The sequence below is a fragment of the Hydrocarboniphaga daqingensis genome (assembly GCF_900129825.1).
Classification (GTDB): Bacteria; Pseudomonadota; Gammaproteobacteria; order Nevskiales; family Nevskiaceae; genus Hydrocarboniphaga; species Hydrocarboniphaga daqingensis.
Genome location: NZ_FQWZ01000008.1, coordinates 129,567 through 142,847 on the forward strand (window position 1 = coordinate 129,567; position 13,281 = coordinate 142,847).

Genomic DNA, 13,281 nt, shown 5'->3' on the forward strand with positions numbered 1-13,281 from the left:
GCCTGTGAAGCGGTGGTGATTCCATCCGCGGGGCCCAAGCTCTGCACGCGTTCGCAATCACGTCTGCAGCGTGCGACCGCGATGTCCGCTGAATTCTGAGTATCACCGACTGCTAGTGCTGGCATTGCTCGCGGTGCGCCCTGCAGCGCGGCGCCCAACAAATGTCAAGCCGCTTCGATGCCTTCGGATGCGCTTCCAGCTGGTGGGTCCCTATGGTCGTCAACGACCGGGATGCAGCAGGCTGAGTTCTTTGCTCGGCGATCGTTGACGTTTAAGCGAGGCCGTCTGCGTCCGTGTCAGGGAACGGCGGCGTCGAAAGCTTTCGCAGCCGAGCAAGGCGGCCTGTACTGAAAGATCCCGGAGCGTCAGCCTAGCTCCGCGCACGCTGGCGCAAGGCGTGGCGATGGGACGTCAGCAAACGTTAGCCGAGGCGCCGGCGGACCGCTGGTTTGGTCGTCGCACCGGACGACGCCGTGTTGCCGGAGCGCGGCAGTGCCACGACCTTAGTGTTGTTTCCCGGATCGCTGACTTGATCCAGTTCAAGCTCGGCAACGCTGCTGTATTGGCCAGCCGAAGCCCAACTCGCGAACAGGTTGGACAAACCTGGAAATAAGCGTTTCATGATCAAACTCCCGATAGGGGTACCGCTGCACAGGGCTCACCCGAGGCTGCGATAGGGGTCAATCTAGTCGCAGCATTGCTGAATTCCCAATCACCACTTGTGATCCAGAGCATCATGCTGACTTATTTAATAGTCAGTTATGTGAACGGTGGCTTTATGCTGCGCCGCACAATCAAAAGACTGCTGATATTGCTGAACTAATTCAATGCTGCGGCCGGTGCCGGCGCATGTTGGTCCAGCCTGGCCGGTTCCGGGCCGTACCCACGGCGTAAGAAACAAGCGCGAGTAGATTCCCACTTCGCTTTTCCGCTTGAGAAGATTGGCGCTGCCCCGTAGAGTCACAAGCTCAGTCGGGGCGTCCTGCCACCGTCCGGGTGGCCTGGCGACAGGAGCCCGCTGTTTCGTCACTCGCTCTAATACTCGATGAGTCGAATCGCTTCCTGCCTCGCCGCCGTTAAATCTCAGGGCCGCAAGGCGCTCATTCCGTACATCACGGCCGGCGATCCTCATCCTCGCGACACCGTCTCGCTGATGCGGGCACTGGTTGACGGCGGCGCCGATATCATCGAGCTGGGTGTGCCGTTCTCGGACCCAATGGCCGACGGCCCCGTCATCCAGCTCGCCTGCGAGCGCGCCTTGGTTCACGGCACGAGCCTCCGGCAGATACTGGGAATGGTGCGCGAGTTCCGGGAGTCCGACACCAAAACGCCGATTGTTCTGATGGGCTATCTCAATCCGATCGAACACATCGGCGTTGCCGCGTTCGCCGATGAGGCGCGGTCGTCCGGGGTCGACGGCGTGCTGATCGTCGATTTGGCTATTGAAGAGGCCGCCGACTTCTCCAGCCCGCTGCGCGCGGCGGGCATTGATCTGATCTTTTTGCTGGCGCCGACCAGTCCGCCAGAGCGTATTCAGGCGGTGGCTGCCCAAGCGAGCGGCTATTTGTATTATGTTTCGGTGAAAGGTGTGACGGGTTCGTCAAAGTTGGACGTCAGCGACGTCGAGACGAAGTTGCAGCAGATCCGGCGCTACACCGATTTGCCGTTGGCCGTGGGCTTCGGTATTCGCGACGCGGAATCGGCCGCCTTGGTTGCCCGTGTTGCCGACGGTGTCATCGTGGGCAGTGCGCTGGTCACCGAAATCGATAAACACCAGGCGCAGCCGGAAGTGCTGCCTGGATTGCTCAGGGAAAAGCTCGGCGCAATGCGTCAGGCAATGGATAACGAGGGAAGACTGTCATGAGCTGGCTCGACAAGATCGCGGGTTCGCAGCTGTTGACCTATGGCGTGCGCAAGCACAACGTGCCCGAAGGGCTGTGGGTCAAATGCGATGGCTGCGGCTCGGTGTTGTACCGCGCCGAGTTGGAACGCACGCTGGAAGTCTGCCCCAAGTGCAGCGCCCATCGTCCGATTCCGGCCCGAGCCCGGCTCAATCAGTTGCTCGACGCCGAGGGGCGCGAGGAAATCGCCAAGCACCTTGCGCCCGCCGATCCGCTCAAGTTCAAGGACTCGCGCAAGTACACCGATCGCATCAAGGAAGCGCAGGCCGACACCGACGAGAAAGACGCGCTGGTGGTGATGCGGGGCCGCATCATGGAGTTGCCGGTCGTCGTGTCGGTGTTCGAGTTCGGCTTCATGGGCGGCTCGATGGGCTCCGTCGTCGGCGAGAAGTTCGTCCACGGCGCCAATGCCGCCTTCGAAGCGGGCCTTCCGTACGTGTGTTTTTCTGCATCGGGCGGCGCGCGCATGCAGGAGTCGCTGTTTTCGCTGATGCAGATGGCCAAAACCTCGGCAGCACTGGCGCGCCTGTCGGACCGCGGGCTGCCGTTCATCTCGGTGCTGACGCATCCAACAATGGGCGGTGTTTCGGCGAGCCTGGCGATGCTGGGCGACGTCATCATCGCCGAACCGCGGGCGCTGATCGGCTTCGCCGGACCGCGTGTGATCGAGCAGACCGTGCGGCAGAAGCTGCCTGAAGGCTTCCAGCGGGCGGAGTTCCTTCTGGAGCACGGCGCGATCGATATGATCGTGGACCGTCGCGAACTGCGAGAGAAGATCCACCGCTTGCTGGCGATGATGACCCATTGGGCGCCGTCGCCGAAGGCTTGATTCAGGTCGCGATGCCGTCCCGGATGGCGCCCCCGGCAACGGCGCCTTCCGCTGATGCCGGTCTGGATGCCTGGCTCGACTACCAACAGCAACTGCATGCCCGGCCGATCGAGCTGGGCCTTGATAGGGTGCGTGCGGTCGCCGAGCGCCTCGGTCTGCTCGAACGCTGCCCGCTGACACTGACGATCGCCGGAACCAACGGCAAGGGTTCCAGCAGCACGCTAGCGGCGCTGATTTACCAACACGCTGGTTACCACGTCGGGCTGTACCGCTCGCCTCATCTGCTGCGCTACAACGAGCGCATATCGATTGATGGCGCCGATGTCGGCGACGACCGGATCGTGGCGGCGTTTGTCGCTATCGAGCATGCCCGCCGTGATGTTCCACTGACTTACTTCGAATTCGGCACACTCGCGGCCCTGTGGTGCTTCAGGCAGGCGCGGGTCGACGTCCAAGTGCTCGAAGTGGGACTAGGCGGGCGACTGGACGCGGTCAACATCATCGATGCCGACGCTGCGGTCGTAACCAATATCGGGCTGGACCATCAGGACTGGCTGGGTGAGGGCCGCGAGGCGATCGGTCGCGAGAAAGCAGGCGTGTTTCGTGCGGGCCGGCCTGCGATCGTGGTCGATCCAGCGCCACCTGCCAGCTTGATCCAAACAGCGCGCGACCTTGGCGCGCTGCTGTATTGCGTCGGCTCTGACTACGACTTCCGCCCCGTCGGATTGGATCGGTGGCAATGGTCGTCGTCATCGCGTCTGTATCCGGACCTGCCGTTGCCGGCGCTGCCGGGGCCTGCACAGTTGCGAAACGCGGCCGGCGTCATCGCCGCGGTCGAGTCGCTCCAACCGCATCGTCCGGTTCCCGATTCGGCGTTCCATAGCGCGCTGCCAGCGCTGCAGTTGGCGGGGCGTTTCGACCGGCGTGGCCGCTGGTGGTTTGATGTCGCGCATAACGCGGAGGCGGCGGCAGCACTCGCCGAGACGCTGCAGAGTCAGATCGGCCAAGACCGACCATGGCTGGTACTCGGAATGTTGTCCGACAAGCCGGTGGAGGCGGTTGCGGCGGCGCTGGTCAGCTCGGTTAGCGGCGTCAGCTTCGTGAGCTTGCCAGGCCCCCGCGGCTTGCCGGGTGCCAGCTTGCAGGCGCGCGCGGCGTCGACAGGGCTGGTCGGCACCGCATTCGACACGATCGAAGCGGCCCTCGACGAGGCCAGTGCTGGCCATCCAAGCCGGCCCGTTCTGGTGACGGGCTCGTTTTTGACGGTTGAAGTGGCGCTGCGGTACCTGCACCAGAGCGGCCGCTTATGAGCGAGGTGTTGCTGCGCCGCTTAATTGGCGCGCTGGTCTTGCTGTTCAGCGTGTTCGTGCTCAGTTTGCTGCTGCCTCCGCCCTCGGGTCCAAAGCCCGCTGAGCCAGGAATGCAGCGGGTCGAGTTGTCGGTCGACGACCGCATCCCGGACTTGAACGCGACCGACCGCATCGACGCGTCGCAGCCGGTGGCCATAGAGGGCGATCCTGACGTGGCAGCGCCGGCTGCCGCGGTGGCCGAGATCGGTCGCCAGCCCGACGCGGAAAAGCCTCGATTGAAGCTGGACACGCGCTTGGCCTCCGATCGCGACGATGCGGCTCCGCCAGCTGAAACCCCGCCAATGCCGGCCAAGCCGGTGTCAAAGCCCCAACTCAAGTCCGAAGTGCAGCTGGACAAGCCGGTGCAGGCGCTTAAGGCGCCGGCTAAACCGGAGTCGCAATCCAGTTCGACAGCCTCGCCCAAGCCCAATGCGCGGCGTTCACCCGAAACGATGGCCGAATCACCGTTGAATTCGCCACCAAGCAATGGCGCCAAGCCAGCGGCCAAACCAGAACCGAAAGCCGCATTGGCCAAGCCGCCGGCCGGTGGAACGGGGCAGTGGCTGGTCCAGGCCGGTAGTTACGCCGATATCGCCAATGCGCGCGAGGTGGAAGCCAAGCTCAAGCTGATCGGCTTGACCGCGACCTTGTCGCTGGTCGAGTCGCCGGGCGGCGTTCGCTATCGGGTACGCAGTGGTCCCTATTTGACCCGCGACGCCGCCGACGGCGCACGTCAGCGCATGCAGCAGAACGGCATCGCCGCCACCATCGTTGCCGATGGGCGTTGAGCGGCGACCCATACGCCGGCGTACCGTGCCGGATCACCGGCTGCCGCCCGCGCTACATCCAGTGCTGCAGCGGGTCTACGCCGCACGTGGATTGGTCGATCCGGATGACATCGGTGTCGATCTAAGCCAAATGCTGCCACCCGAGTCGCTGCTGGGTCTGGCGCGCGCCGTCGAAATAGTCGCCGATGCGATCGGCCAGCAACACAAGATCGTCATCGCCGGCGACTACGACGCCGACGGCGCGACCGGTGTCGCGCTCGGCGTTCTAGGCTTGCGCGCCCTGGGTGCCGCCGCGGTCGACTATGTCGTGCCGCATCGGGTCACCATGGGCTACGGCTTGTCGCCGGCGCTGGCGCGCACTGTGCATGCGATGCAGGCGCGGGTGCTGATCACTGTCGATAACGGCATTGCCAGTGTCAGTGGTGTCGCGGAGGCTCGTGCGCTGGGCATGCAGGTCGTCGTCACTGACCATCATTTGCCGGGCCCCGTACTGCCGGAGGCGGATGCGCTGATCAATCCGAACCAGCCGGGCTGTGGGTTCCCAAGCAAGTCGCTGGCGGGCGTCGGCGTGATGTTCTACTTGTTGGCGGCGTTGCGCGCTTACTTGCGGGATCGCGGTGCTTTCGTATCGCGCCCCGCGCCGAGGCTTGCCGATTGGCTCGATCTGGTGGCGCTAGGCACCGTCGCCGACGTCGCACGGCTAGACCGTAACAACCGCATTCTGGTCGCACAGGGTCTTGCGCGGCTGCGCAGCGGCCGGGCGAGACCTGGCTTGCTGGCGATGCTCGCCAGTGCCGGTCGCTCCGCTGATACGCTGACCTCGACCGATCTGGGCTTCGTTCTGGGCCCGCGCATCAACGCGGCCGGACGTCTGGCCGACGCGCGTATCGGTATTGAATGTCTACTGGCCGACGACCCGCTGCGCGCCGCCGAGCTGGCGGCCACGCTGGAGCAGATCAATCGGGAGCGCCGCGATATACAGCAGGGTATGACCGAGGCTGCGATCACGATCGCGGAACGCCTCGACCCGGATCAGCGCCACGGTGTTTGCGTATTCGATCCTGACTGGCACGAGGGCGTTGTGGGTCCTGTTGCATCACGGCTCAAGGAACGGCTGCATCGGCCGGTCATCGCATTTGCACCATCACAGCAAGCCACGGTGCTGAAGGGGTCGGCGCGCTCGGTACCCGGCCTCAACATCCGTGATGTGATCGCCGCTGTCGACGCCGCTCACCCGGGTCTGGTCGAGCGTTTCGGCGGGCATGCGATGGCGGCCGGCCTGAGCCTGCATAAGAGCGCGTACCCCGTGTTTCGCGAGGCGTTCAATCAGCACTGTGCCGCCGCCATGGACCCGCAACTGCGGCAGGGCTGGCTCGACAGTGACGGACCATTGCACGCGGCCGAGCTTGATCTGGATACGGCGCTGTCGCTGGAGCGGGGCGGCCCTTGGGGCGCCGGTTTTGGCGAGCCTCGTTTTGATAATCGCTTCGAGGTCCTCGACGCGCGGATCGTCGGTGGCGACGGCAGCCACGCCAAGTATCGACTGAGACTGGCCGGCAGCGGCGGTCCTGAACTGAACGCCATCCACTTTGGAGGCGCAGATCGGCTCTGCCGACGGGGGCAGTTGCATGCCTTGTATGGCCTCGGCATCAATCGCTTTCGCGACCGTGAAAGCTTGGATCTGCGGATCGATTACCTGGACGCGATCAGCACCTGAGGCTGCGCGGCCAGGCGGTCAGCCGCCCGGTGCGTAGAACACCACGGGCGACGGCTTGGCGATCGCAAGACCCAGCAGATAATCAGCGCCGAGCCGTCTCCAAGCGTCGAGCGTGCCGGCATCGCCCAGGTTCGTCACGATGACGCGCTTGCGCAGCGTGCGCGCCAGACGCACGAGCGATTCGGCAAGCAACTGTTCCACGGGGTCGGTGCCAAGGCTGCGGAACTGCAGGGCGTCGATCTTGACGAAGTCGATGCTCAAGCGCCGTATCAACGCGATGTCGGACGCGTTTCGACCGCCGAAATGATCAACGGTGATCCGGACACCAAGCGACCGCATCGCCTCGCAGAGGATTTGCGCTTGGTTCGGGTATTCCGATATCGCGTCCTCGCGCAACTCGAAGCACAGCTTGCGCGCCGGTACGTCGGGATGCCGCTGGAACTGCTCGGCCAGAAATTCCACCAGTGAATGGTCGGCCAGCGTGCCAGACGACAGGCTGATGGAGCAGAACGACAGACGCTCAACGGTGTCCGGGGATCGAGCCAGGTACTCCAGCGTGTTGCGGATCACCCACCGATCCATCTCCGGCACCAGGTGATGACGCTCGGCAACCGGCTGGAATGCGTTCGGAGACGCCCAAAAACCTTCTTCGTCTTCCAGTGCGAGCAAGATGTCGAACACATGGCCTTCAAGCTGATGCGTCTGTGCTGGCATCGCCCACTGCGTCGTCAAGTGAAACAGACTCTGCTCCAGGCCGGCGCGGATCCGCCGGACCCACAGAGAATCGTCGACGCTGCGCTCCGCACGATCGAGGCTGCTTTCATAGATCGTGACCGAGTTGCGGCCGGCACGTTTGGCTGCAGCGCAGGCATCCTCGGCGCGCCTGATCAAGTCGACGGGGCCATGTGTGTCGTCGGTGATCGCCGTCAGACCGATGCTGACCGTGACGCTGATCGGCTTGGATTCCCAGTAGATCCTTGAATTGCCCAGCAATTCGCGCAACGCCTCGGCGAACACCCGTCCGCGTTCCTCATCGAAATTGTTCAGCAGCACGCCGAACTGATCGGCACCCATGCGGAATACTTCGCCAGCGCCACCGACCCGCGATACGATCGACTCGCCCAGGCGCGTCAACACTTCGTCGCCGGCCTGCTGGCCAGCCGTATCGTTGACCCGTTTGAGATGGTCGACATCGATGACCAGCAGCACATGCGGGCGTGCCGTCAGCCGCACATTGTCGATCAACGCACGCAGCGCACGATCGCAGGCGATGCGGTTGGGCAATCCCGTCACGCTGTCGATGCTGCGCCGGTCGGGCAACAGGTTGTCGCCTTCGGCCAGTTTGGTGATCGGCCGAAACACGACAATCGCCCCAATCACGCGATTGAGCCGGGTGCGGATCGGTGTCACGGACACGTACAGCTCGACGTCACGCTGCGACTCGGTCTGCAGATAGACACCGCCGTGGTATTCGAGGCGAGTGCCGCGCTGGATGGCCAACTCGGCCAGATTGGGTAACGCCGCGTCGGCCGCAACATCGTCGCGCGTCGTCAGTACTTTGAACACATCGTTGAATACGCGACCGCGGGCTGTGCGCGTATTGACGCCGACCAGTTGCTCGGCAACCGGATTGATGTCTTCGACGATGCCGCGCTCGTTGGTCATGATCACGCCATCGGCGACGGCCTGCAGCGCCAGTGTCGCGCGCTCCTGTGCCTTGGCGAGCGCTTCTTGCGCGGTACGACGTTCGTCGGACTCGACCACGAGCTGCGAGTTGGTCGCGATCGTCCGCTCCATCATTTCGCGCAGTTGGCGGACGCGTTCGTTGTGCCAGTGCGACAGGATGCCGATCTCGTTGTCTGCATTTTCATCGAACTGGACGTGCAGCGAATCTTCAGCGGTATCCGCATGGGCCAGGTCGTTGGTCATGCGCCGCAGCGGACGCAGCACCAACCAGTTGATGGTCAAGTAGATCAGCAGCACTGCGACCAGCGCGGCGCCGCCGACGACGAGCAAGGTCTGGCTGAAGAAATAATGCACACCGTTGAAACCCTCGCGCTCCGAGGTCACCCGCGCCAGTCTCCAGAACGTCTGCGGCAACTCGATCAGCGTGACGAACGCGGGCTCGTGCATCACGGCATCATCGTTGACGCGCAGCAGCAGCGGTTTGTCTCCGGCCGCATCGCGCCGCGTTGACTGGTTCCAGATCGACGCGAGCGCCAGCTCGGATTCCTGGCGTGAAAAGTCTCGCGTGCCTTCCTTGAGCGCGGACACCGTGGCGGCGTCATACGCCGCGGACTGCACCGACGCGCTGATGAAGGCTTCGTCTTGCTGATGGAGGGTCAGCGCCAGCGGGTTGAAGGCCGGCATCTGCTGCGCCAGTTCGACCAGATTCGACGGCGCTTTGCTGCCGAACTGGCGTGCTGCGTTGTCGGAGATGCCCAGCAGGCGGGCGTTGCTGCCGATCAACAGGCTGTAGCCAGTGCTGCCGGCGGTGAACCGGGCGAATAGCTCGTTGAGCCGAATCACGGACAAGCTGACCGTGACAGCGCCGATGAAGCCGCGACCATCGTGGAGCGGCAACGTGCATGACACGACTTCCTGACGCGTCAGTGCTTCGCGATAGACCGGCGTCCAATAGCAGCGATTGGCTGCCGCGTAGCGCGCGGGAGTGAACCAGCTTTCTTCGTAGTAGGGCGCTGTGCGGGCATCGTTGTAGTCACTGCGCGGGTTGAATACGCCGGCAGCATCGCGCTGCAACAGCGTGCTGGCGCGGTCGAGGGCAGGGTCGAGCATCTTGGGCAGCGGCCAGATGCCGACAGCGACGATCAAGTTGCTGACCGCACTACGCTCGACCAGTACTGGCGCGACGGCAGCGAACTGCGCGCGAGCGGCCGGCGTTACCTGTACGGCAAGTGTCGCAAGCGTATTGGATAGCTCCTGCACTTGATCCGACAGTCCAGTCAGGCGGTCCGCGATACGCTGTGCGCTTTCGCGCTCGTAGCGGAAGCTGTCCGCCATCAACTCGGCGCGCACCAGGTAGTCGCCCGCCAGCCACGTTGAAATACCGAGCACCATCAGGCCGGCCGTGAGCAACAGGGCGAGCTTAAACTGCAGCCCCTGGCGCCAATGAAGCGGCCGCACTCGCGCGGGCGCTCGCATCGGGATGCTGGGTCGGGCGTTGCTCATAGGGCACTATGTCTCGGTCACCATCCCCTTATCGGCATGGTTCCCGGAATAATTACACAGGCACGGGCGTTTTTCGCATCGATTGCGTCAAAACGATGTCCAAGCCCCCACGAACCTGAATCTAGCGCAGCAGGCGGCACGCCTTTCGCAGCGCGGTGGCCAGCTGATCGATGTCGTCCCGGCCGTTGTAGACGGCCAGCGAGGCGCGAATCGTCGCGGGCACGCCAAAGCGATGCATCAGCGGCATCGTGCAATGGTGGCCGGTGCGTACCGCCACGCCATCCTGGTCGAGAATGGCTCCGACATCATGCGGATGGGCTTGGTCGATCACGAACGACAAGATGCCGGCCTTGTGCCGCGCGGTTCCGATCATCCGCAAACCGTCGATTTGGGCGAGCGCTGCGGTGCCGTACTCGAGCAGCTCGTGCTCGTGCGCAGCGATCGCATCCAAGCCGACTTGTTCGATCCAGTCCAGCGACGCGGCAAAGCCGATCGCGCCGCTGATGTCCGGCGTGCCCGCTTCGAACTTGTAGGGCACTTCATTCCACGTGCTGTGTTCGAAGGACACGGTGCGGATCATGTCGCCGCCGCCGAGCCAGGGAATCATCGATTCATAATGCTCGCTGCGTGCCCACAGAAAGCCGCAGCCGGTCGGGCCGAACGTCTTGTGCGCCGAGCCACAGTAGAAATCCGCGCCAAGTGTCGACAGGTCGACACGGCTGTGCGCGATCGCCTGCGCGCCGTCGACCAGCACCGGGATGCCGTGCGCCTTGGCGGCGGCGATCATGTCGGCGATCGGGTTGATCGTGCCCAAGGAGTTCGACACTTGAACCACCGAAATCAGCTTGGTACGCGGGCTGATCAGCCCGCGCCAGGCATCGAGGTCCAGGCTGCCGTCATCCAGCACCGGAGCCGCAACGACTTTGGCGCCCACTAGCTGCCATGGCACGATGTTGGAGTGGTGCTCCATGCCGGTGATCAGAACTTCGTCACCCGGTGACAGCCTCGGCAGCAGAAAGCACCGCGCCACGATGTTGATGCTCTCGGTGGTGCCGCGGGTGAACACGATCTGTTCGCGCTGCGTGCTGAAGAAGGCCGCAATGCGGTCTCGTGCGCCTTCGTACCGGCTGGTAGCGCGTGCCGCCAGCTCGTGAACCGCGCGGTGGACGTTGGCGTTGGCGTGACGATAGTAGTCGTCCAGCGCGTGCAGCACCGCCAGCGGCTTTTGCGTGGTCGCCGCGTTGTCCAGGTAGGCCAGGCGCTTGCCGTGGATCGGCTCGGCGAGGATCGGAAACTGGGCGCGGATCGTGTCCAGGTCCAGCGTCGGCGCCGCGATCGGCGCAGGTCCCAAGTCGTTCATGCGATCAGTCCTTCCATCAAGCCCTCGTAAGCCGCCGAGCCGGGCAGGCGCGAGGCGAGGCGGCGCTCCATTTCCTGGCGTGCCGCATCGTCGATGACATGGGCCAGCACATCGTGTGCGAAGGCGAACAGCAGCAGATTGCGCGCGGTATCGGCATCCAGACCCCGCGAGCGCAGGTAATAGATCGCCATGTCGTCGAGCTGCCCGCAGGTCGCGCCGTGCGCGCACTTGACGTCGTCGGCGTAGATCTCGAGCTCTGGTTTTGCATTGATCTCGGCGCCCGGCGATAGCAGCAGCGACGCGAGGTTTTGCTCGGAATCGGTTTTTTGCGCTGCTTTCTCGACCACGATGCGCCCGTTGAACACCGCATGCGCGCGCCCGCCGACCAACCCGCGATAGATTTCGCGGCTGGTGGTATGCGGCGCCTGATGCAGGATCCGGGTATGCGTATCGACATGGCTGCGGCCGCTGGGCGCGAACACGCCATGAACCTGGGCCTGCGCGCCGGGTTCGGCCAGCTGAACGTTCAGATCGTGCCGAACCAGGGCGCCGCCCAAGTCGAGGCCGACGTATTCGACGCGCGCATCGCGGGCGACGCGTATCTGCGTTCGACTCAGGTCCGTCGCGGACGTCCCGATGTCTTGTATCCGCAGCAAGCGAAGATGCGCATTGGCGCCGATCTCGACTTCAAGCACGCTGGTGGTCAGCGTCGCGGAGTCGTCGCCCCGTGTATCGATCAGCAGCGTCGCCTCGCTGCCGGCTTCCAGCACGACGCGATGGCGGAGGTGGCTCATCGTGCGGCCACTGTCCAACGTCAGCAGGTGCAGCGGAGCGGATTGCTGGCCGCGTCCCACGTGAAGATTCAAGCCGTCGCGGCACAAAGCGGCATTGAGCGCGGTGATGCCGTCGTCGGCCAGCGTAGCCTGCGGCGCTTGAACCGCGCCTTCGATCCGTTCGCCATTGCAGAACACCAGCCGCTGCCAGCCTGCAAGGGCCGCCGGCGTCGTGATCGACACGCTGGCATCGGCCGCGTAGTCGGCATCGTTCAGCGCGCTGAGGTCGGTGTAGCGCCAGTCTTCTTCGCTGACGCGCGGAAAGCCGTGCTGTTCGAAGTGCCGCCAAACGGCGTCACGCTGCGCGCGCAGAGCCTCCGGCAGCTGCTGCCAAACCTGAAGATAGGCCAGGGAAGCGCTCATGCCGCGTCCAGCCAGCCGTAGCCGCGTTCTTCGAGTTCGAGCGCAAAGTCGGGGCCGCCGCTTTTGACGATGCGGCCGCGAGCGAGCACGTGAACGAAGTCGGGTTTGACGTAGTCGAGCAGCCGCTGATAGTGCGTCACCAGGACGACCGAACGCTCGGGGGAGCGCATCGCATTAATGCCGTCCGACACCATCTTCAACGCATCGATGTCGAGGCCGGAGTCGGTTTCATCGAGCACCATCAGCTTGGGCTGCAGCACCAGCATCTGCAGAATTTCGTTGCGCTTCTTCTCGCCGCCGGAAAAGCCTTCGTTGACGCCACGCTGCAGCATGGCCGGCTCGATACCGACCTTCTTGATCTGCTGGCGGACGAACGCCAGGAAGTCGGTGGCCTCGATTTCGGATTCGCCGCGGCGCTTGCGCTGTGCATTGAGCGCGGCCTTCAGGAAGTACATGTTGGAAACGCCCGGAATCTCGACCGGGTACTGGAATCCAAGGAAAACGCCCGCCGCTGCGCGCGCCTCCGTTTCGAGTTCCAGCAGATTCTGCCCGTCGAACGTGACCGAGCCTTCGGTGCATTCATAGCCTTCACGCCCGGCCAGGATGTGTCCCAGCGTCGACTTGCCGGCGCCGTTGGGGCCCATGATCGCGTGGACCTCGCCCGGGTTCACGGTCAGGCTCAAGCCCTTGAGGATTTCCTTGTCGCCGACTTTGGCGTGCAGGTTGTCGATCGTCAGCATTTAGTTCTTGCTCGGTAGCTTGTCGGCCTGCAGCACACCGCCGCTGGCCCAGTTGGTTTTGGCGACGTCGTCGATGACGACGGTCACGCTGTCGCTGTTGCACAGGCAGATGCGCGACAGCTCGCGCGTCAGTGCCGCAGCCAGTTCACGTTTTTGTTCAAGGCTGCGGCCTTCGAGCATCTCGACCCGGATGATCGGCATCGTCAGCTTCT

Annotated in this window: 11 protein-coding genes; 5 read left to right on the forward strand and 6 right to left on the reverse strand. The window is 64.0% G+C overall.

All coding sequences use genetic code 11. From position 1 onward, the window contains the following. Positions 1-421: 421 nt before the first annotated feature. On the reverse strand, positions 422-622 hold the full coding sequence (locus BUB09_RS15640; protein WP_139250316.1) for a hypothetical protein: 201 nt from the start codon (positions 620-622) through the stop codon (positions 422-424). 423 nt (positions 623-1,045) lie between these two features. On the opposite strand from BUB09_RS15640, the gene trpA reads away from it, so the two are divergent. From trpA to recJ, 5 genes are read left to right on the forward strand one after another with little or no spacing between them, the layout of a single operon-like run. Further along, positions 1,046-1,864, forward strand: a complete 819-nt coding sequence (trpA, locus tag BUB09_RS15645) for a tryptophan synthase subunit alpha (protein WP_072899227.1) — start codon at positions 1,046-1,048, stop codon at positions 1,862-1,864. Next, entirely contained in the window at positions 1,861-2,730 is an 870-nt protein-coding gene (accD, locus tag BUB09_RS15650; RefSeq protein ID WP_072899232.1) for an acetyl-CoA carboxylase, carboxyltransferase subunit beta, read from the forward strand. Before trpA ends, accD begins: the two co-directional genes overlap by 4 nt. After that, a complete protein-coding gene (folC, locus tag BUB09_RS15655) occupies positions 2,706-4,040 on the forward strand; it encodes a bifunctional tetrahydrofolate synthase/dihydrofolate synthase (protein WP_245793311.1) in 1,335 nt (444 codons plus the stop codon). The genes accD and folC overlap by 25 nt, the downstream gene beginning before the upstream one ends. Beyond that, the gene (locus BUB09_RS15660) at positions 4,037-4,867 is read left to right on the forward strand and encodes an SPOR domain-containing protein (RefSeq protein WP_072899234.1); all 831 of its coding nucleotides are present in this window, start codon (positions 4,037-4,039) and stop codon (positions 4,865-4,867) included. The genes folC and BUB09_RS15660 overlap by 4 nt, the downstream gene beginning before the upstream one ends. Beyond that, positions 4,857-6,584: a single-stranded-DNA-specific exonuclease RecJ gene (recJ, locus tag BUB09_RS15665; RefSeq protein WP_072899236.1), complete on the forward strand. Its 1,728-nt coding sequence runs from the start codon at positions 4,857-4,859 to the stop codon at positions 6,582-6,584. Before BUB09_RS15660 ends, recJ begins: the two co-directional genes overlap by 11 nt. An 18-nt stretch (positions 6,585-6,602) precedes the next feature. On the opposite strand, the gene BUB09_RS15670 is transcribed toward recJ, so the two are convergent. The 5 genes from BUB09_RS15670 to BUB09_RS15690 all read right to left on the reverse strand — a co-directional run bounded on the left by BUB09_RS15670 (position 6,603) and on the right by BUB09_RS15690 (position 13,270). After that, positions 6,603-9,680, reverse strand: a complete 3,078-nt coding sequence (locus BUB09_RS15670) for an EAL domain-containing protein (RefSeq protein ID WP_175550228.1) — start codon at positions 9,678-9,680, stop codon at positions 6,603-6,605. A gap of 214 nt (positions 9,681-9,894) precedes the next feature. Then, the gene (locus BUB09_RS15675) at positions 9,895-11,133 is read right to left on the reverse strand and encodes an aminotransferase class V-fold PLP-dependent enzyme (RefSeq protein WP_072899240.1); all 1,239 of its coding nucleotides are present in this window, start codon (positions 11,131-11,133) and stop codon (positions 9,895-9,897) included. Then, positions 11,130-12,329 carry a Fe-S cluster assembly protein SufD gene (gene sufD / locus BUB09_RS15680; RefSeq protein WP_072899242.1) on the reverse strand — a complete coding sequence of 400 codons (1,200 nt, stop codon included), beginning with the start codon at positions 12,327-12,329 and terminating at the stop codon, positions 11,130-11,132. Before sufD ends, BUB09_RS15675 begins: the two co-directional genes overlap by 4 nt. After that, the gene (gene sufC, locus BUB09_RS15685) at positions 12,326-13,069 is read right to left on the reverse strand and encodes a Fe-S cluster assembly ATPase SufC (RefSeq protein WP_072899244.1); all 744 of its coding nucleotides are present in this window, start codon (positions 13,067-13,069) and stop codon (positions 12,326-12,328) included. Before sufC ends, sufD begins: the two co-directional genes overlap by 4 nt. After that, complete coding sequence (locus BUB09_RS15690; protein ID WP_072899246.1) at positions 13,070-13,270, reverse strand: tautomerase family protein; 201 nt, start codon at positions 13,268-13,270, stop codon at positions 13,070-13,072. Between the last annotated feature and the right edge of the window lie 11 nt (positions 13,271-13,281).

Excerpts from the sequence above, each read along its gene's own strand:
- BUB09_RS15660 (WP_072899234.1), top strand. The coding sequence starts at position 4,037 with ATGAGCGAGGTGTTGCTGCGCCGCTTAATTGGCGCGCTGGTCTTGCTG.
- sufD (WP_072899242.1), bottom strand. The coding sequence starts at position 12,329 with ATGAGCGCTTCCCTGGCCTATCTTCAGGTTTGGCAGCAGCTGCCGGAG.
- recJ (WP_072899236.1), top strand. The coding sequence starts at position 4,857 with ATGGGCGTTGAGCGGCGACCCATACGCCGGCGTACCGTGCCGGATCAC.
- accD (WP_072899232.1), top strand. The coding sequence starts at position 1,861 with ATGAGCTGGCTCGACAAGATCGCGGGTTCGCAGCTGTTGACCTATGGC.
- BUB09_RS15675 (WP_072899240.1), bottom strand. The coding sequence starts at position 11,133 with ATGAACGACTTGGGACCTGCGCCGATCGCGGCGCCGACGCTGGACCTG.
- BUB09_RS15640 (WP_139250316.1), bottom strand. The coding sequence starts at position 622 with ATGAAACGCTTATTTCCAGGTTTGTCCAACCTGTTCGCGAGTTGGGCT.
- BUB09_RS15690 (WP_072899246.1), bottom strand. The coding sequence starts at position 13,270 with ATGCCGATCATCCGGGTCGAGATGCTCGAAGGCCGCAGCCTTGAACAA.
- sufC (WP_072899244.1), bottom strand. The coding sequence starts at position 13,069 with ATGCTGACGATCGACAACCTGCACGCCAAAGTCGGCGACAAGGAAATC.
- trpA (WP_072899227.1), top strand. The coding sequence starts at position 1,046 with ATGAGTCGAATCGCTTCCTGCCTCGCCGCCGTTAAATCTCAGGGCCGC.